Here is an 18932-nt window from a genome sequence, read left to right on the forward strand (position 1 = left end):
CCGCAGATTGCCGCGATGTGTACGACGAACACCGGTGTTTTGCTCTCCCTGCACGACGCGTCGGCAGCAGCGGCTGTCCACAGGTGCTCGTTGGCAGGGCTCGCTGGGGCCGCCGAACTGAGACGGTTCGGCATGGCTGAACTCGTTGTCCTCGCCGTCGACCCTGCTGACCCGGACCCCGCGCACCGGCGGCGCCTCATCGACGAAGCACGGCGCGGCAGAGTCGTCCGACTCATCGCGGGCCGGTACGTCCTCGCGTCGGCGTTCGCGGCTGCCTCTGCGCACGAACGGCACCGCGCTCGGATCCGAGCTGTCCTCCCATGGGCCTCCGAGCGACTCGTCGTCTCCCACGAGTCGGCGGTGGCACTGCACGGCCTGCCATGGCTCGGCGACTTTCCGGACAGCGTGACTGTCACCGACCCGATCCGCTCCGACGGGCAGCGTCGGGCGCACCTCCAGAAGGCTGGAGGCGCCGGACGTGACCTGCAGGAGACGCGCGTGCAGGGCCTCCCGGTCACCTCGCTCGTGGTGACCGGGGTCGACGTCGCGCTCCGCAGCCCCTTCGCCGCAGCAGTCGTCGTGCTCGATGCCCTCTTGGCGCAGGGGACACAACGGCAGGCCCTGCTCGACGAACTGCGCAGCCGGACGCCTCGACCGCGGTCGCGGACCCGAGCGCGGCGGGCCATCGAGTTCGCGGACGGAGCGGCGGGATCGCCAGGCGAGTCGGTCTGTCGCCTGCGGATGGCCGAACTCGGGTTCCCGGCGCCGGACCTCCAGCAGGAGTTCGCCGACGAACGGGGGCGAATCGGCTACGTCGACTTCTGGTTCCCGGAGCAGGGCGTGATCGTGGAGTTCGACGGTTTCGTGAAGTACCGGGATCCTGCCCTCCGCAACTGGCGGAACGCGGAGGAGGTGGTCATCGCCGAGAAGCTCCGCGAGGATCGATTACGGGCTCGACCACGAGTCCGGACGCTCGTGCGCGTGGTGTGGGCCGACGTCCAGGACGACGATCGTCTGTCTCGCGCCCTCACGAGTGCCGGTCTGCCGCGTGGTTCTTGACGGCGAAACACCGGTGTTCGTCAGTCACACCGCGAACAAGCGCGGCGTTTCAGACGAACACCGGTGTTTTGCGAGAGCGCCTACGCGAGCTCGAGCAGGACGTGGCCGGACGAGACGGTCTGTCCCACCGGGGCGTTCAGCCCGGTGACGACGCCGTCCTTGTGCGCCTGGACGGGCTGCTCCATCTTCATGGCCTCGAGGACGACGAGCAGGTCGCCCTTCACGACGGTGTCCCCCTCGGCGACCGCGAGTTTCACCACGGTGGCCTGCATGGGCGACGCGACCGAGGAGCCCGATGCAGCACGGCCGCCCTTGACGCCGGAGGACCGACGCTTCGGCGGCGCAGACGGCCCGGACGGACGACGGGCACCGGCGGTACCACCACCGACGACGGCCGGCATGGTCACCTCGATGCGCTTGCCCTGGACCTCGACGACGACCGTGTCGCGGGACGCCGGGGCCGGCAGCTCCTCGGGGGAGCCGCTCCACGCCGGGATGTCGTTGACGAAGTCGGTCTCGATCCACTGCGTGTAGATGCTGAACGGCTCGTCGTCGGACGTGGCGAACGCCGGGTCCGCGACGACCGCGCGGTGGAACGGGATGACGGTCGGCAGGCCGGCGACCTCGAACTCGGCGAGGGCACGGCGCGAGCGCTCGAGCGCCTCTGCACGGGTCGAGCCGGTGACGATGAGCTTCGCGAGCATCGAGTCGAACGAGCCGGAGACGACGTCGCCGGAGACCACGCCGGAGTCGACGCGGACGCCCGGACCGGACGGCGCGTTGAAGACGTGCACGGGGCCCGGCGCGGGGAAGAAGTTGCGGCCCGGGTCCTCGCCGTTGATGCGGAACTCGAACGAGTGGCCGCGCGGGGTCGGGTCCGCGTAGTCGAGCGTGCCGCCCTCGGCGATGCGGAACTGCTCGCGCACCAGGTCGATGCCGGTGACCTCTTCGGAGACACAGTGCTCGACCTGCAGACGCGTGTTGACCTCGAGGAACGAGACCGTGCCGTCGGCGCCGATGAGGAACTCGCAGGTGCCGGCACCGACGTAGCCGACCTCGCGGAGGATTGCCTTGGACGACTCGTAGAGCAGTGTCTGCTGCGCCTCGGTCAGGTACGGCGCGGGTGCCTCTTCGACGAGCTTCTGGTGCCGGCGCTGCAGCGAGCAGTCACGCGTCGAGACGACGACGACGTTGCCGTGCTCGTCGGCGAGGCACTGGGTCTCGACGTGCCGCGGCTTGTCCAGGTACTTCTCGACGAAGCACTCGCCACGCCCGAACGCGGCGATGGCCTCGCGCGTGGCGGACTCGAACAGCTCCTCGACCTGGTCGCGCGAGCGCACGACCTTGAGCCCACGACCACCGCCACCGAAGGCGGCCTTGATCGCGACGGGCAGTCCGACCTGGTCGACGAAGTCGATGACCTCGGACACGTCCTGCACGGGCTCGATGGTGCCGGGGGCGAGCGGCGCGCCGACCTTCTCGGCCACGTGCCGCGCGGAGACCTTGTCGCCGAGGCGCTCGATCGAGTCGGGCGACGGGCCGATCCAGGTCAGCCCGGCGTCGATGACGGCGCGGGCGAAGTCGGCGTTCTCGGCGAGGAAGCCGTACCCGGGGTGCACGGCGTCGGCGCCGGACCGTCGGGCGACGGAGATGATCTTCTCGATGACCAGGTAGGTGTCGGCGCTCGTGGTGCCGTTCAGCGCGTAGGCCTCGTCGGCGAGGCGGGCGTGCTGGGCGTCACGGTCCTGGTCGGCGTAGACCGCCACCGAGGCCTTGCCCGCGTCGCGGGCCGCTCGGATGATGCGGACGGCGATCTCGCCGCGGTTCGCGATGAGGACCTTGCTGATGCGGGGCATGGAACATCAGCGTATTCGTGTGCCGAGGTCCTGTTTTGACCGCCGTCCACAAGAAACACCGTGGGCAGCAGGTGGATGTCTACAGCGAGCGAGCGCGACTACTGCGCCCAGAGGTCGTGCCAGGCGATGCCGAACCCCCGCAGCAGCATCGAACGCAGGACCGGCAGCGACAGGCCGACGACGGCCGAGGGGGCTCCGTCGATGCGCGTGATGAATGCCGCGGCGCGCCCGTCGATCGTGAACGCGCCGGCCACCTCGAGCGGCTCACCGGTCGCGACGTACGCGTCGATCTCCGCTGGCGTCATGTCGTCGGCGAACGTCAGCACCGCGCTGTCCACCGCGACCACCCGGTCGCCGTCCACGACGAGCGCCGACCCGCCGGGTGCGACGGGGCCGAGTGCGAGCGCACCCACGGGACGGACGGGAGGCTCGTCTCCGGCCCGCACTGCGCCTCCCGTCCCCGGGGCGGTCGCCTCGGCGACGGAGCGGGCGTCGACGCGCCGGTCGATGACGCGCCGGTCGATGACGCAGTGTCCGCTCCACAGCGTGCCGCCGCCGGCGGCGAGCATCTGCCGCCACCGCTGCCGGGCGACCTCGGGGTCGTGGGGCTTGCCGTAGAGGACGCCGTCGACCTCGAAGGCCGAGTCGCCGCCGAAGACGATGCCGTCGAGGCCGGAGTCGTCAGCGAGCCCGACGAGGCCGTCCGCGACGGCCGTCGCCTTCGCCACCGCCAGCAGCGCCACGAGCTCCGGACCGGTCAGCTCGCGACCCAGACGGTCCCGCTCGTCGGCGGCCGCGGCGTCCTCGTCGACCCCCGGCGAGACGAGCACCGGCTCGATCCCGGACTGCGACAACAGGGCGCGACGGGCGGGGGAGGTGCTCGCGAGGTACAGACGCATGGGAACATCGAACCATGGGTGAATCCGTCGGCACACTGCTCGAACTCGACGTCACCGGGATCGCCCACGGCGGCATCTCGGTGGCACGGCACGAGGGGCGCGTGGTGTTCGTCACGGACGCGATCCCCGGGGAGCGGGTCGTGGCCCGGGTGACGGAGGACCGGAAGAAGTCGTTCTGGCGTGCCGACACCGTGCAGGTCCTCGAACCGAGCGAGCACCGGGTGGACCATGTCTGGCCCGAGGCCGGCCTCGACCGGGACCCCGCGGTCCGTCCGGGTGGTGCCGAGTTCGGGCACATCGCCCTGGCCCACCAGCGGACCCTGAAGCGTGACGTCCTGGTCGACTCGTTCTCCCGCTTCGGCCGGATCGACCTGGACGCCGTCCTCGGCGCGCCGGTGGTGGTCGAGGCCGCGCCCGGCGACGACGAGGCGAACGGCCTCGGCTGGCGCACCCGGGTCCGCCTGCACGTCGACGCCGACGGCACGCCCGGACCGTTCGCCGCGCGGTCGCACACCGTCGTCCCGGTCACCTCGCTGCCGCTGGCCACCGCGACCGTGCAGGGCTCGGCACCGCTCGGTCGCGGTTCGATGCCCGGCGCGGAGGTCGTCGACGTCCTCAGCCCGAGCGGCTCCGGCGGCGCCCGACTGGTCATCGACGCGCAGCGCCCCACCGTCGTGCAGGAGGTCGTCGGCGAGCGGACGTTCGCGGTCGACGACGACGGCTTCTGGCAGGTCCACCGGCAGGCGCCGGCCGTCCTCACCGCGGCCGTGCAGGACCTGGTCGACCGCGACCGGCTCGACCCGGAGGGCCAGCACCTGGACCTCTACGGTGGTGTCGGTCTGCTCGCCGCCGCCCTCGCCGACGTCGTCGGACCCCGCGCCCGCGTGACGAGCGTCGAGAGCGCGACCCGCGCGACCGAGCACGCACTCGAGAACCTGTCCGAGTGGATCGGCGCGCGTGCCGAGACGGGCCGTGTCGATCGGTGGCTGTCCCGCACGGTCGAGTCGGCCTCCCGTCCGGAGCGCGACCGCTTCCGGGCCGGGACGATCGTGCTCGACCCGCCGCGTTCCGGCGCCGGGCGCGAGGTCGTCGTGTCGATCGCGGCACTGCAGCCGGCGCAGGTCGTCTACGTGGCCTGCGACCCCGTCGCCCTGGCCCGCGACGTCGCCACGTTCGCCGACCTCGGGTACCGCCTGGAGGCCCTCCGCGCCTTCGACCTGTTCCCGCACACGCACCACCTGGAGGCTGTGGCACGGCTGGTGCCGGTCGGCTGAGCTCCGGCGGGTGGTCGCCCCCGTCGGGTTCCGCAGCGGGGTACGAAGCTGAGGCTGACCTGGGTATCCTGGGTGACGACGGCAACCGGGATCAGGGCCCGGCGCGTCGTCGGAACGAGAGGCAACCGTGGGAGACACCACCACCAGCACATCGACCGGCACGACAGGGACTGCCGGTCTCGAGACCCGGCCGGTCCGGGTCGCCGTCGTCGACGACCACGAGTCCGTCCGACTGGGGATCCAGGCCGCCTGTCAGAACGAGGGGTTCGAGGTGGTCCTCACCGCCGCGAGCGTCCCGGAGTACATCGCGCAGCTCGGTGGGCGTGAGGTCGACGTGGTCGTCCTCGACCTGTCGTTGGGCGACGGCTCGACCGTGACCGAGAACGTCAAGGGCGTGCAGGGCACCGGCTCGGCTGTCCTCGTGCACAGCATCGCCGACCGGGTCGCGAACGTCCGAGAGGCACTGGCGGCGGGGGCTGCCGGCGTCATCCCGAAGTCGTCCGCGACGAAGACCGTGATGGCCGCCGTCGCGACGGTGGCGCGGGGCGACGTGCTCAACAACCTCGAGTGGGCGAGCGCCATCGACGCCGACCGGGACTTCGCGAAGGCCCAGCTCGGGCGCCGCGAACGCGAGATCCTGCACCTGTACGCATCGGGGCTGCCGCTGAAGCTCGCGGCCCAGCAGCTCGGCATCGGGTACTCGACCGCTCGTGAGTACCTGGACCGCATCCGCGTGAAGTACGTCGAGGTCGGTCGCCCCGCCCCGACCAAGGTCGACCTGCTGCGACGGGCCGTCGAGGACGGGATCCTGCCGGGCCTCGACTCGGGCATCGACCCCGACGGCGATGGTCGCTGAGGAACTGCGCGTCGGACGGTCCTCGTGACCACTGACGCAGCGCCGGACGCCGGACCCGCAGCGGCCCGGCGTCCGTCGTCCCCGGGCGGCGCAGCGGCCACCGGCGCAGCGGCCACCGGCGCCGTGCCGACCGGCCCCGCGCCGACCGGCCTCGTGTCGGCCGGTGGCGCCGGCCACATCCGCGGTGCCGGCTGGGCTGACCCGTCGCGGTCGGTCCGCGCCACGATCACGCAGGCGTCGCTCGACCGGGCCTTCACGATCCTGATGGCGATCGCCGCGATCGGGTTCGGCGCGGTGAACGTCCCCGGGCTCATCAAGCAGCTGCCGTACCTCGACGCGTTCTGGGCTCCGGCAGCGGCGATAACGATGGCGCTCTCGCTCGTCGCGGTGGGGATCTCTGCGATCGCACAGCGGTGGTCGCAGGTGGCACAGGCCGTCTGCGCGCTGCTGTTCCTCGTCGCACTGCTGACCTTCCCGCTGACGGTCCACCACGGACTGCCGGGTGACCAGGTCCCGTGGCCGTGGTGGCTCTGCAACGTCGGCACGATCGCCGCCTCGCTGAGCTTCGCCACGTGGCGTGCCGCGGTCTACAACGCCCTCGTGCCGATCATCTACGTCGTGCTGCGGCTCTCACCGGCCGGCGGCGGGGCGAGCCTGCAGCGGGCGCTCCTCGACGGTGCCTACACCGCGGTGCTCGGCATCGCGGCGCTGGTCCTCATCGTGGTGCTCCGCCGGGCGGCCGCCGCGGTCGACGCCGCCCAGGCCACCGCGGTCCGCCGTTACTCGCGGGCCATCCGCGAGCACGCGACCGAGGTCGAGCGGGTCCAGGTGGACGCCATCGTGCACGACAGCGTGTTGACGACGCTGCTGTCAGCCGCCCGTGCGGACACCCCGGACGCCGAGACCCTCGCCGCGCGGATGGCACGGAACGCCATCGACCACCTCGCCGCCGCGGCCGCCGACGGTCCGGGGGAGGACCAGGTCGTGCCGTTCGACGTCCTGCGGGACCGGATCGTCGCCTCGGTGACGTCCCTCGGCGCGCCCGTCGAGGTCCGGAGCGCCCCCGTGACGGGCCCGGGGCTGCCGTTCTCGGCTGCGGACGCCATCGCCTCGGCCGCGCTCCAGGCCGCCGTGAACAGCGTGCAGCACGCCGGCGACGACGTCTCGCGGTGGCTCACGATCATCGTCGACGGATCGAGCGTCCAGGTGGAGGTCGCCGACGACGGCGCCGGGTTCGACGCGCACGCGGTGCCGGCCGAGCGCCTCGGGGTCCGCCGCTCGATCATCGAGCGGATGGCCGCCGCCGAGGGCGAGGCCGACCTGCGGACCGCCCCCGGCTCCGGGACCCGCATCGTGCTCCGCTGGCCGGCACTCGGCTCCGAAGACCGCGACGTCGTCCGGCCGGAGATCGGGACCGGCTCCGGAGAGCCCGAGGCACACGCATGAGGGCCTCCATCCCCGCGGGCGTCGCGACCGGACTCGCCGCGCTCTTCTCCCTGCTGCACCTGGTCCTCGCGGTCACCACGCTGCCCGGCGCACCGTCGAAGGCCGCGCCGGTCATCGCCTGCATGGTCCTCTACGCCGCGGCGACCGCCCTCGCGCTGTTCGTGCGCGGTCCGGTGCTGCCCGTGTGGGTCGCCTGGTTCGCGCTCGCCACGGCCGTCGTGATGCCCATCGTCTGCTCGACCGTCGTCGACCTCGCGGTCGCGCCGACCTACGCCACGTGGTGGATCGCCGCCGTCGGCACGCTGATGGTCGTGCTGGCCGTCCGCCAACGCGGACGCTTCGCCTGGGTGGGCGTCGCCTTCTGCACGGTCCACTCGGTGAGCTGGGCCGGCCTGGAGGCACTGGGCGAGTTGGGTGCGCTCGGCAACGTGATCTGGTTGTCGGTCGCCACCGGGTTCGCGATCGCGATGAGCCACGCCACCCGGATCACCCGCGACTTCGTCCGGGCCGAGCAAGAGACGGTGGACTGGCAGGCGGCGCAGGACGCGCACGTGTCCGAGCGGCAGGTCCGGCTCGGACAGACGACCAGGATGGCGCGGCCGATGCTCCAGCGCATCATCGACACCTGCGGCGGTCTGAGCGACGACGAGCGTGCCGAGAGCCTGCACCTGGAGCAGGCGATCCGCGACGAGATCCGCGGCCGCTCCCTGCTGTCCGACGACGTCCGCGCCGAGGTGATGCGCCTCCGTCGTCGGGGCGCGGTCGTGCAGCTGCACGACGACGGCGGACTGGACGACCTGGAGACGGTGGAGCAGGAGCGCGTGCACGCCGAACTCGCCGAGGCGCTGCGTCGCGCGTACGAGGCGGACTCCGACAACGTGATCGTCCGGACGGTGCCGGACAACGCCGACGCCGCGGTCACCGTGGTGGGGCTGCGGCTGGACGCGGCCGAGAGCGAGTCCGCGGCACTGGGGACGGCGGACGAGGACGACGACGACGGCGAGGACGACTCCGTCGCGTTGTGGCTCGAGATCGACCGGTACGCGGCTCGCGCCTGAGCGCCGTCAGGAGCACCGCCCGAGACGAGCACAGCCCCGGAAACGGGGAACGGGCCGGTCGGAGCTACCGACCGGCCCGTTCTCAACCCGAGTCAGAGCGACAACCCGAATATCGCCCTGACTCGTCACGGTGGTGGCTTCGTACCCTAGTCGGCCACCGACCGGCGATGCACTTCAACGAAGAACACCGAACACAGACAATGATGCCAACAGCATCGGGGGGTGTCAGTCGTCATTTCGGGGGACAATTCCACGGATCTGCGACAGTTCTCCGGCTGCACGACCCCCGAGCGAGGGGAGACCGAACGGTGCGTCCGCCCGATGGTGACGTCGACACCGCTCGGTATCGAACGGGGTACAGCGGCCTGACATGGCCGAGCGGCTGCCGGACCGGTACCGACGCGGTACCGGAACGACGCGCCGGGAGCAGCTCAGGTCAGCGGAGCGACCGGCTCCAGGCGCCCTGCCGGAGCGGCTCGCGCATGCCTCGTGCCGACCGGGTCCAGCCGTCCCGGGGCGACGTCTCCGCCTGGGCGCGGCCGACCGCAGCGGCTTCGTCGGCCTGGCGCTGGAGCACCGCGACGACGGCTGCCAGTTCCTCCGGCGACGGGTGGCCGCCGACGACCCGGACGTCCGCGACCGACGCGGGGGCGTCGGCCGGGGCGTCGGCCGGGACGGCGGCAGCGTGACGGGGGCTCACAGCGGGATGTTCCCGTGCTTCTTCGGCGGCAGGCTGGCGCGCTTGCCGCGGAGCGCCCGGAGGGCCTTGATGACCGACACGCGCGTGGCGTGCGGCTGGATGATCCCGTCGAGCTCCCCGCGCTCGGCCGCCAGGTACGGCGACGCGACGTTGTAGGTGTACTCGTTCGCGAGCTTCGTGCGGACCGCGGCGACGTCCTCACCGGCCTCTTCGGCACGCTTGATCTCGCTGCGGTACAGGATGTTGACCGCGCCCTGGCCGCCCATGACCGCGATCTCCGCCGTCGGCCAGGCCAGGTTGATGTCGGCACCGAGCTGCTTCGAGCCCATCACGATGTACGCGCCGCCGTAGGCCTTGCGCGTGATGACGGTGACGAGCGGCACGGTGGCCTCGGCGTAGGCGTAGAGGAGCTTCGCGCCACGACGGATCACGCCGGTCCACTCCTGGTCGGTGCCGGGCAGGTAGCCCGGGACGTCGACCAGGGTCAGGATCGGGATGCCGAACGCGTCGCAGAACCGGACGAAGCGTGCGGCCTTCTCGCCGGCGTCGATGTTCAGCGTGCCGGCCATCGCCTGCGGCTGGTTCGCGATGATGCCGACCGTCCGGCCCTCGACGCGCCCGAAGCCGATCAGGATGTTCGGCGCGAAGAGCGGCTGCACCTCGAGGAACTCGCCGTCGTCGACGACGTGTTCGATGATCTGCGTGACGTCGTAGGGCTGGTTCGTGGAGTCCGGGATCACGACGTCGAGCTCACGGTCGGCGTCGGTGGTCTCGAGCTCGGGGGCGACGTCGTAGGCCGGGGCGTCGGACAGGTTGTTGTCCGGCAGGAACCCGATCAGCGACCGGGCGTAGTCGAGCGCGTCGGACTCGTCCTCGGCCAGCCAGTGCGCGACACCGGAGACGGCGTTGTGCGTCTGGGCACCGCCGAGCTCCTCGAAGCCGACGTCCTCGCCGGTGACGGTCTTGATGACGTCCGGCCCGGTGACGAACATGTGGCTGGTCTTGTCGACCATGATCACGAAGTCGGTGAGGGCGGGGGAGTACACCGCGCCGCCGGCGGCCGGGCCCATCACGATCGAGATCTGCGGGATGACCCCGGAGGCCGCGGTGTTGAGCCGGAAGATCTCGCCGTACTTGCCGAGGGCGACCACGCCCTCCTGGATGCGGGCGCCGCCGGAGTCGAGGATGCCGATGATGGGGACGCCCGTCTTCAGCGCGTGCTCCATCACCTTGATGATCTTCTCGCCGGCGACCTCGCCGAGGGAGCCGCCGAAGACGGTGAAGTCCTGCGCGTAGACGGCGACCTGGCGGCCGTGGATCGTGCCGAAGCCGGTGACGACCGCGTCACCGTAGGGCCGCTTGGCGTCCATGCCGAAGGCGTGGGTGCGGTGCCGGACGAACTCGTCGAGCTCGACGAAGGAGTTCGGGTCGAGCAGCTGCTCGATCCGCTCGCGCGCCGTCGTCTTGCCCTTGGCGTGCTGCTTCGCGATCGCGGTCTCGCCTGCGGCGGTCACGGCTTCGTGGTAGCGCACGCGGAGGTCGTCGAGCCGGCCGGCGGTCGTCGAGAGATCGGGGGTGTCTCCTGGGGTCACCCGATCACCCTACCGGCGGTGCTGGACGGCCCCGTTGGAGGACCCCCACGGTTCCGGGCCGTAGGTTTGCGTGCATGTCCACACCGGTCACGCCCGACTTCGCCTCCGCCCGCGCCGCCGTCGTGGGCGCCGGAGCGACGATGACGGTGCTCCCGACGACCGGGTCGACGAACGCGGACCTGCTCCGCGACGCCTCGGACCGCGCCTCCGGCAGCGTCGTCGTGACGCTCGAGCAGACCGCCGGTCGCGGTCGCCTCGACCGCTCCTGGGTTGCCCCGGCGGGCCAGACCCTGGCGGCCAGCGTGCTGGTGCGGGCGGACCTCGACCCGCGCGACCGGGGTTGGCTGCCGCTGGTCGCCGGCGCTGCGGTCCGCGACGCCGTCGCCGGCGCGCTCGACACCGCCCACGACCGCGTGCTCGTGAAGTGGCCGAACGACGTGCTCGTCGACGGCCGGAAGGTCAGCGGCGTGCTCTGCCAGGTCGCCGCCGACGGGTCGGTCGTCGTCGGGGTCGGTGTGAACCTCACCATCCCCGCCACGGACCTGCCGACCCCGACCGCGACCTCCCTGCTCGTCGCCGGTGCGACCGGACCGGCCACGGCACTCGCCGACACCGTCCTGACGGGCTTCTGGACGGGCCTCCAGGAGGCCGTGGCCGGGCTGGTCGCCGGTGGTGCGGCTGCCGACGCGGTCCGCTCCCACGTGCGCGCCGTGTGCGGGACCGTCGGCCAGCGGGTGCGCCTCGAACTGCCGGACGGGTCCACCGTCGAGGCCGACGCGACCGGCGTCGACGACGACGGCCGCATCACGATCCGGGACCGGACCGGTGCCTCCAGGGGCGTCGCGGTGGGGGACGTCACCCACCTGCGCTATGCATGAGCCCATGACCGACGAGCCTGCCCCCGAGCTCGTCGTCGCCCGGCTCCGGCCACACGCCCGACGTCTCGTCCGGCCCGCGGTCTTCGTGGTCCTCGTCGCGGCCGCCGGCGGGTTCGGCTTCGGGGTGTTCCGCGCGGAACTCGCCTGGCTCAACGTCGTCGTCGCGGTCCTCGTCGTCGTGCTCGTGCTCGTCGGCGGGCTGGTGCCGCTGCTGCGGTGGATGTCCGAGCGGTACGTCGTGACCACCCGGCGACTCGTCGTCTCGCACGGACTCGGCACCCGGACCCGGCGGGAGCTCCTGCACTCCCGCGGGTACGACGTCACCGTGCGGCGGCAGGGCGCCCAGGGGTTGTTCCGGTCCGGTGACGTGCTCGTGTTCCCCGGCGACGACCCGGCGCTCGTGCTCGCCGACGTGCCGCACGCGGACCTCGTCGTCGCCGTGCTGCACGACCTGGTCGAGGCGCACGAGGCCCGTCGTCGACACCGCGAACCCGACTGGGACGACATCGTCCGCGGCACCGCACGACACGACCGCTGACGGCTCGGGCCGCCGCCGCTCCGGCCACACTGCGGAGAACCGCCGCGGTTCTTGCGGTTCACCGTGTCGTGGTCCCGGCGACGACCCGGTACCGTCGTCCACGTGCGTATCTCTGTCATCGGCTGCGGTTACCTCGGTGCCGTCCACGCCGCCTCCATGGCCAAGCTCGGACACGACGTCGTCGCGGTCGACGTCGACCCGGGGAAGATCGAACAACTCGCGGCGGGCGAAGCACCGTTCTTCGAGCCCGGTCTGCCCGAGATCCTGACCGAGGCGCTCGCCTCCGGCCGGATCCGGTTCACGACCGACATGGCCGAGGTCGCCGGCGCCCGCGTCCACTTCGTCGCGGTGGGGACGCCCCAGGGGCCGACCGGTGCCGCCGACCTGAAGTACGTCGACGCGGCCGTCGCCTCGCTCACGGAGCACCTCTCCGCCGGTGACTTCGTCGTCGGCAAGTCGACCGTGCCGGTGGGCACCGCGGCCCGCCTGGCCGCCGACGTCAGCGCGGCCGTCCCCGGTGCCACGCTGGTGTGGAACCCCGAGTTCCTCCGCGAGGGCTTCGCCGTGCAGGACACCATCGCGCCGGACCGCCTGGTCTACGGCGTGCCTGCCGGACCCGAGGGCGACGCGGCCGTCGCGGCCCTCGACGAGGTCTACGCCGTCGCGCTCGCCGACGACACCCCCCGGCTCGTCGTCGACCTGGCAACCGCCGAACTCGTCAAGGTCAGCGCGAACGCCTTCCTGGCGACCAAGATCTCCTTCATCAACGCGATGGCCGAGATCGCCGAGGTCGTCGGCGCCGACGTCACCGCGCTCGCCGACGCCATCGGTCACGACGCCCGCATCGGTCGGAAGTTCCTCAACGCCGGCCTCGGCTTCGGCGGCGGTTGCCTGCCGAAGGACATCCGCGCGTTCCAGGCCCGTGCCGACGAGCTCGGTGTGGGGGAGTCGCTCGCGTTCCTCGCGGACATCGACGCGATCAACCTCCGCCGTCGCGCCCACGTCGTCGAGCTCGCCACCCAGGCCCTCGGCGGCGACGTCACCGGAAAGCGCGTCGCGGTCCTCGGGCTCGCGTTCAAGCCGAACTCCGACGACGTCCGTGACTCCCCGTCGCTCGACATCGCCGCACGCCTGCGTGAGCTCGGAGCCGAGGTCGCCGCGTACGACCCCGAGGCGATCGGCACCGCACGCCGCCTGCACCCCGAGCTGGACTACGTCGAGTCCGCGACCGAGGCCGTCACCGGCGCGGACATCGTGCTCGTCCTCACCGAGTGGAACGAGTTCCGCGAACTCGACGCCGCCACCGTCGCCGCTGCCGTCGCGAACCCCGTCGTCATCGACGGCCGCAACTGCCTGGACCGCGACGCCTGGCGTGCCGCGGGCTTCGCGTACCACGGGATGGGGCGCTGAGCCCCTCCCGCAGAGGCCACCGGCGGCCGGCCGCGACCGGCGCCGGTGGGACTGTCGTCGCTGCCCTCCGCCCGCACCGGTAGTCTCGGTGGCCATGTCCGGAAGAACAGTCGACGCGACGCGACCAGGGCGCTCGGCGGAGCGCGGGGACCGGACGATCGTCACCCGGCTGCGATCGTTCGCCGCGCCCAGCCATTGGGGTGTCCTGCTGACACACCCCTGGGTGTTCCGCACCGCGATGATCGTCTTCGTCGTGTTCGGCGTGCTGTTCGCCGTGATCCTGCGCTACCCGATCGTCGACGGCAACGGGACCGTTCCCTACGTGGGCACGATCGCGCCGGACGAGCACCGCCACATCGCGAACATCCTGTTCTACGCGCACCGCTCGATCACGTCCGGACCGATCATCGACAGCGTGCCCACGCGCGACCTCGCGATGGGCGAGGTCCTCCGGTTCCCGAGCTACTTCTACTACTACGTCATGTCCTTCCCCGTGAAGGTGATGATCAACGAGGCGTTGCCGTACTCCTGGATCGTCGTCTTCCTGCGGCTCGTCAACCTCGTCGCCGGGCTGCTCGGACTCGTGGTGGCGCGCCGACTCCTCAAGGCGACGGGCTTCTCGGAGTCGATCGCGGTGCTGGCGGTCGTCCTGCTCGCCTTCACCGGCCGGTACATGTGGCAGTCGGCCGCCGTCAGCTACGACCCGGCAGCGATGACGCTGTTCCTCCTGTGCCTGTACTTCTGCGCGCGGTTCATCCACGCGCCGAGCCCGGCGACCCTCGCGAAGGCGGTCGTCGTCGGCGGCTGGGCCATCATCGGCAAGTACACGTTCGTCCCGTTCGTCGTGGTCGCCATCGTGGTCGCGGTCGTGATGGTCGCGCAGCGCGACGGGCTCCGGGGCGTCGTGGACGTGCGGCACGCGCTGTCGTCCTTCCGCGACGGGGTGCGCCGACGCACGGCCGGTACGGTCGCCTGGATGCTGGCCTTCGTCGTGGCCGCGGCGATCATCGTGGAGCGGTTCGGCGTCAACCTCATCGTCTACCGTCAGTTCAACCCTGACTGTGACAAGCTCCACACCCACCAGCAGTGCCTCACGTTCGACATCTACACCCGGAACTACAACGCCGAGCGCAACCACGACCTCGCGGTCCTCAGCGGTGCGCCGCAGACACCGTTCGACCTCCTCGAGTTCGCGGGGCGCTGGTGCACGACGTACTTCCAGTCGATCTTCTTCTACCGTGACCGCAACTCGACGTGGGCGGTGCAGCCGGTCGTCGCGCTCCTCGGGGCGCTGGTGTTCGTCGCCGCGTGCATCGCCGTGCTGTTGACGCTCCGCTCGATCCTGCGGACGCGAGGTTTCGTGTGGGGCGTCGCCGTCGCCGGTGTCTACGTCGCGGCGATGTTCGTGTTCAACCTGCAGACCTTCCTGCGTCTCGACAACGACTTCGCGTTCTCCGGGCGCTACCTGCTCCCGGTGCTCCCACTGATCTACGCCATCGCGATCGTCGCGGCGCTCGCCTTCTGGCGCTCGCTCCCGTCGGGGTGGCGTCGTGTGGTTGTCGTCCCGGTGGTGGTGGTCGTCCTGGTGGTCCTCGTGCTCTACTCCGCGCCCGTCGCGTTCTTCACCTACGCGCGTGACCCGAGCTGGTACACCGACACGGCGCTCCGACTGCTGCCGCACTGGCTGACGGGGGCGGGGTCCAACGCATGAGCACCACCACGCCCTGGTTCCGCCGCCGACGCTGGTCGATCGGCATCGTCCTCGTCCTCGTCGTGCTCGTCGCCGGCGCGTACCAGCGCGTGTCCTCCGGCCCGGCCGGCGAGGACGTCGCCGGCTGCACGATCGTCAACCACCCGTCGATCGACAGCCGGACCCACTGCCGGAACGCCGACCTGGCCGGCCGTGACCTCCGTCAGCGCGACCTCCGGCTCGCGGATCTGCGGGGCGCCGACCTCGCTGGGGCCGACCTCAGCGGGGCGATCCTCTACGGCGCAGACCTGACCGGCGCGGACCTGACGGGCACCGACCTCGGCGGTGCCGACCTCACGTCCGCGAACCTGACGAACGCGTCGATGGTGAAGACCCGGCTCGGCGCGGCCGTCATCGCGGGCATCACCATCACGGGGACCACACTCGCCGCACCGTCGCAGTCCGTGTGGGCCGACGGGGCCACGCCCGTGCTGCTGCGGTGGTCCTCCGGGACCCTGCCGGGCATCGTGCAGAACACGTGCGACTCCCGTGAGGGCCTGTTCTACCCGGGCGACAACCCGGTGTCGTGCCAGCTCGCCACCGGCACCGACGCAGGACAGTCCGCGGTGTACCAGATCCAGATCGAGGTCAAGCAAGCACCGGAGATCACCGCGCCGTCCTCGGTCACCTTGACCGCCGGTCGCCCGGCCTCCGTGCAGGTCCACGCCGACAGCCCGTACCCGCAGGTCCAGGCGCACGCCGACGGGCTCCCGACGGGCCTGCGGTGGGACGCTGCGACCCAGCGCATCGTCGGTACCCCGACGTCGGCCGCGGTCGGGGACCACACCGTCGTGCTCCGGGCGGACAACGGCCGGGCGGTCCGGAAGACGATCCGCATCACCGTCCTCGCCGGCTGACCCGGCCGGGGCCGATCGGGCGCGAGGGACAACGGTTGCCGGTTAGAGTTGAGTCGATGTTCGCATTCGAAGGGGGCTCTCCCGTGCAGCGCCTCCGCGGCGCCCACGCGGCACGGCGTCGTCCGTCCGAGGTCGTCCGGGACGCGCTGCTCGAGACACCGGGCCGTCTCGGTGCCCTCCTCGCCCGTCCGTGGGTGTTCTGGACGGCGATCGGCGTCTTCGTGGCGCTGGGCGTCCTCTTCGCGGTGATCCTGAAGTACCCGGTGGTCGACGGTGACGGACACGTCCCGTACCCCGGCACGATCGCACCGGACGAGCACCGGCACATCGCCAACATCCTGTACTACGCACAACGCCCGGTGACCGCAGGGCCGGTGCTGCACCACATCGCGCCGTCCGACCTGGCGATGGGGGAGATGCTCCGCTTCCCGAGCTACGTCTACTACTACGTGATGAGCTTCGCGGTGAAGCCGATCATCAACCTCGGGCTGCCGTACTCGTACATCGTGGTCGCCCTGCGACTGGTGAACGTCGTCGTGGGGGCCATCGGGCTGATCGTCACCCGTCGACTCCTCCGGACGATGGGGTTGTCCGAGGCGGTCGCGGTCCTGACCGTGATCATGCTCATCGGCACGGGCCGCTACGTCTGGCAGTCGTCAGCCGTCAGCTACGACGCCCCGTCGATGACACTGTTCCTCTGCACACTGCTGTACAGCGCCCGGTTCCTCCGCGAACCGAGCTGGGGATCGCTCGCCAAGGCGGTCGTCCTGAGCGGGTGGACGGTGCTGTTCAAGTACACGTTCATCCCGTTCGCGGTGGTGGCGATCGTCGTCGCCGTGGTGCTCGGGCTGCGTCGCCACGGCTGGCACAGTCTGTCGACCCCGCTCCGCGGCTTCGTGGACGCCGTCCGGACCCGGGCGGTGCGGACCGCGCTCTGGTCGGTGTCGTTCGTCCTGGTGGCCGCCCTCGTGGTCGAGCGGCTCGGGGTCAACCTCGTCATGTACCGGGCGTTCAACCCGGACTGCTCCGCTCTGCACACGCACGCGCAGTGCATGCGGTTCTCCATCTACGCCCGCAACTTCCAGGCCACGCGGAGCCACGAGCTCGCCCAGGCCAACGGGCAGTCGTCGAGCGTCCCCGACCTGCTGGAGTTCGCCGGCCGTTGGGCGACCACGTACTTCCAGTCCGTCTTCTTCTACCGGGACCGGAACTCGACGTGGTCGGTGCAGCCCGCGGTCATCGTGCTGGGTGCGCTCGTCGTCGTCGCCGCCGTCGTGCTCACGTCGGCCATGGTCCGGTCGCTGTTCCGCACCCGGGCGCTCGTGTGGGCCGTCACCGTCGCGGGCGTCTACACGGTCGCGATGTTCGTCTTCAACCTCCGGACGCTGCTCACGCTGGACAACGAGTACGCCTTCTCGGGTCGCTACATGCTCCCCGTCCTGCCACTCGTGTACGCGCTCTTGATCGTCGCTGCCCTGGGGGCGTGGCGCCGCCTGCGCAACCGGTGGCGCACCGTACTGGTCGTGCCCGTCCTGCTCCTCGGGCTCGTGGTGGTGCTCCTGTTCAGCACGCCGTTCGCGTTCTTCACGTACGCGAACTCGCCCGACTGGTACACCAACTCGGCGCTCGACCTGCTGCCGCACTGGATGACCGGCGTGGACGACGTCGTGGTGCCGTCGGCGGTGCAGCAGTGACCGGCACCGTGGCACCACGGCGGCGGCTGCTCTCGGTGGTGGCGGCCGTCCTCGTCGTCGCCCTGGTGGTCGCCGTCCTCCTCGCCCTCCGCGCCGCTCGGGAGCGCACGCAGTCCGCCGCCCGCACCGTCGGTTCCTGCTCCGTGCTGCTCCACCCCGGGCCCGACGTCCGCACGCACTGCCCCGGCGTGGACTGGTCCGGCCGCAGCCTCAGCGGGACGGACCTGCGCTTCGCCGACCTCACCGACGCCCGCCTGGGTGGCGCCGACCTGCACGACGCGGTCATGTTCGGTGCCGACCTCAGCCGCGCCGACCTCCGTGGCGCCGATCTGCGCGGTGCGGACCTGACCGGCGCGGTCCTCACCGACGCGCAGATCGAGGACGCCCGGCTCGACGGCGCTGCCATCGCGGGCATGCAGTTCTCCGGCACCGTGTTGGCGGCGTCCGGGCAGCTGGTCTGGGTCCAGCCCGGGCAGGGACCGGCCACGGTGTCGTGGACGTCCACTTCGCCGTCCGGGGTGATCAGCAACACCTGCGTCGACAAGCAGGGCCTGTTCTACCCGGGGACGACGCAGGTGCGCTGCATCGTGGCGACCGGCCCGGACGGCTACCAGGTGGCGCAGTACGACGTGCCGATCACGGTCAACCAGGCACCCACCGTCGACGCCCCGGCGACGGTCGCGGCGACGGTCGGCCAGCCGGTCTCCGTCCAGCTGGCGGCGAGCAGCCCGTTCCCGGCGATCGGCCTGACGGCGCTCACGGGAGACCTGCCGGACGGTCTGTCCTGGGACCAGGACACCCTGCAGGTCGTCGGCACGCCGACCGAGGCCGCGATCGGGACGCACGTCGTCGTGTTCCGGGCTGAGAACGGCATGGCTGCCGAGGCGTCGATCACGATCACCGTCTCCGCGGTGGACCCCGCAGCCCCCGTCGACCCGGCAGCGCCGGCCGGCACGACCGACCCCGGTGCAACGGACCCTGGAGCCCCCGACCCGGCCGGGATCGACCCGTCGACCGGACTCCCGACCGCGGCGGCGACCGCCGTGCCGACGGAGCCGTAGCCCC

The 18932-nt window shown here is 71.7% G+C and carries 16 protein-coding genes; 12 read left to right on the top strand and 4 right to left on the bottom strand.

Features of this window, described 5'->3' with window-relative positions; genetic code table 11:
- The first annotated feature begins 132 nt into the window (after positions 1–132).
- On the top strand, positions 133–1059 hold the full coding sequence (locus SOM35_RS09075; protein WP_320515130.1) for a hypothetical protein: 927 nt from the start codon (positions 133–135) through the stop codon (positions 1057–1059).
- 80 nt (positions 1060–1139) lie between these two features.
- On the opposite strand, the gene SOM35_RS09080 is transcribed toward SOM35_RS09075, so the two are convergent.
- Complete coding sequence (locus SOM35_RS09080; protein ID WP_320515131.1) at positions 1140–2915, bottom strand: acetyl/propionyl/methylcrotonyl-CoA carboxylase subunit alpha; 1776 nt, start codon at positions 2913–2915, stop codon at positions 1140–1142.
- Between the two features lie 98 nt (positions 2916–3013).
- The gene (locus SOM35_RS09085) at positions 3014–3814 is read right to left on the bottom strand and encodes a Maf family protein (protein WP_320515132.1); all 801 of its coding nucleotides are present in this window, start codon (positions 3812–3814) and stop codon (positions 3014–3016) included.
- 14 nt (positions 3815–3828) lie between these two features.
- On the opposite strand from SOM35_RS09085, the gene SOM35_RS09090 reads away from it, so the two are divergent.
- The 4 genes from SOM35_RS09090 (at position 3829) to SOM35_RS09105 (ending at position 8448) form a co-directional block, all read left to right on the top strand.
- Positions 3829–5088, top strand: coding sequence for a class I SAM-dependent RNA methyltransferase (locus SOM35_RS09090; RefSeq protein WP_320515133.1), 1260 nt, complete (start codon positions 3829–3831; stop codon positions 5086–5088).
- Between the two features lie 127 nt (positions 5089–5215).
- The gene (locus tag SOM35_RS09095; protein ID WP_320515134.1) at positions 5216–5944 is read left to right on the top strand and encodes a response regulator transcription factor; all 729 of its coding nucleotides are present in this window, start codon (positions 5216–5218) and stop codon (positions 5942–5944) included.
- 24 nt (positions 5945–5968) lie between these two features.
- Positions 5969–7390, top strand: coding sequence for a sensor histidine kinase (locus SOM35_RS09100; RefSeq protein WP_320515135.1), 1422 nt, complete (start codon positions 5969–5971; stop codon positions 7388–7390).
- A complete protein-coding gene (locus SOM35_RS09105) occupies positions 7387–8448 on the top strand; it encodes a hypothetical protein (RefSeq protein ID WP_320515136.1) in 1062 nt (353 codons plus the stop codon). The genes SOM35_RS09100 and SOM35_RS09105 overlap by 4 nt, the downstream gene beginning before the upstream one ends.
- Positions 8449–8884: 436 nt before the next feature.
- Here SOM35_RS09105 and SOM35_RS09110 read toward each other — a convergent pair whose 3' ends face one another.
- Together SOM35_RS09110 and SOM35_RS09115 are read right to left on the bottom strand one after the other, a co-directional pair.
- Positions 8885–9148, bottom strand: a complete 264-nt coding sequence (locus tag SOM35_RS09110; protein ID WP_320515137.1) for an acyl-CoA carboxylase subunit epsilon — start codon at positions 9146–9148, stop codon at positions 8885–8887.
- Positions 9145–10740: an acyl-CoA carboxylase subunit beta gene (locus SOM35_RS09115; protein WP_320515138.1), complete on the bottom strand. Its 1596-nt coding sequence runs from the start codon at positions 10738–10740 to the stop codon at positions 9145–9147. The genes SOM35_RS09110 and SOM35_RS09115 overlap by 4 nt, the downstream gene beginning before the upstream one ends.
- A gap of 74 nt (positions 10741–10814) precedes the next feature.
- Here SOM35_RS09115 and SOM35_RS09120 point away from each other — a divergent pair, with 74 nt between their 5' ends.
- From SOM35_RS09120 to SOM35_RS09150, 7 genes are all read left to right on the top strand, one after another.
- Complete coding sequence (locus tag SOM35_RS09120) at positions 10815–11618, top strand: biotin--[acetyl-CoA-carboxylase] ligase (protein ID WP_320515139.1); 804 nt, start codon at positions 10815–10817, stop codon at positions 11616–11618.
- A 4-nt stretch (positions 11619–11622) separates the two neighbouring features.
- The gene (locus SOM35_RS09125) at positions 11623–12156 is read left to right on the top strand and encodes a PH domain-containing protein (RefSeq protein ID WP_181439179.1); all 534 of its coding nucleotides are present in this window, start codon (positions 11623–11625) and stop codon (positions 12154–12156) included.
- A 102-nt stretch (positions 12157–12258) separates the two neighbouring features.
- Positions 12259–13566 (top strand): UDP-glucose dehydrogenase family protein, encoded by a 1308-nt coding sequence (locus SOM35_RS09130; RefSeq protein ID WP_320515140.1) that lies wholly within the window; start codon positions 12259–12261, stop codon positions 13564–13566.
- Positions 13567–13660: 94 nt separating this feature from the next.
- Complete coding sequence (locus SOM35_RS09135; RefSeq protein WP_320515141.1) at positions 13661–15277, top strand: phospholipid carrier-dependent glycosyltransferase; 1617 nt, start codon at positions 13661–13663, stop codon at positions 15275–15277.
- Positions 15274–16173, top strand: coding sequence for a pentapeptide repeat-containing protein (locus SOM35_RS09140; RefSeq protein ID WP_320515142.1), 900 nt, complete (start codon positions 15274–15276; stop codon positions 16171–16173). The genes SOM35_RS09135 and SOM35_RS09140 overlap by 4 nt, the downstream gene beginning before the upstream one ends.
- A 56-nt stretch (positions 16174–16229) precedes the next feature.
- Positions 16230–17867: a glycosyltransferase family 39 protein gene (locus SOM35_RS09145; RefSeq protein ID WP_320515143.1), complete on the top strand. Its 1638-nt coding sequence runs from the start codon at positions 16230–16232 to the stop codon at positions 17865–17867.
- Complete coding sequence (locus SOM35_RS09150) at positions 17864–18928, top strand: pentapeptide repeat-containing protein (RefSeq protein ID WP_320515144.1); 1065 nt, start codon at positions 17864–17866, stop codon at positions 18926–18928. Before SOM35_RS09145 ends, SOM35_RS09150 begins: the two co-directional genes overlap by 4 nt.
- Positions 18929–18932: the final 4 nt, after the last annotated feature.

Origin of the sequence: Curtobacterium sp. CFBP9011, assembly GCF_034045095.1 — a bacterium.
GTDB lineage: Bacteria > Actinomycetota > Actinomycetes > Actinomycetales > Microbacteriaceae > Curtobacterium.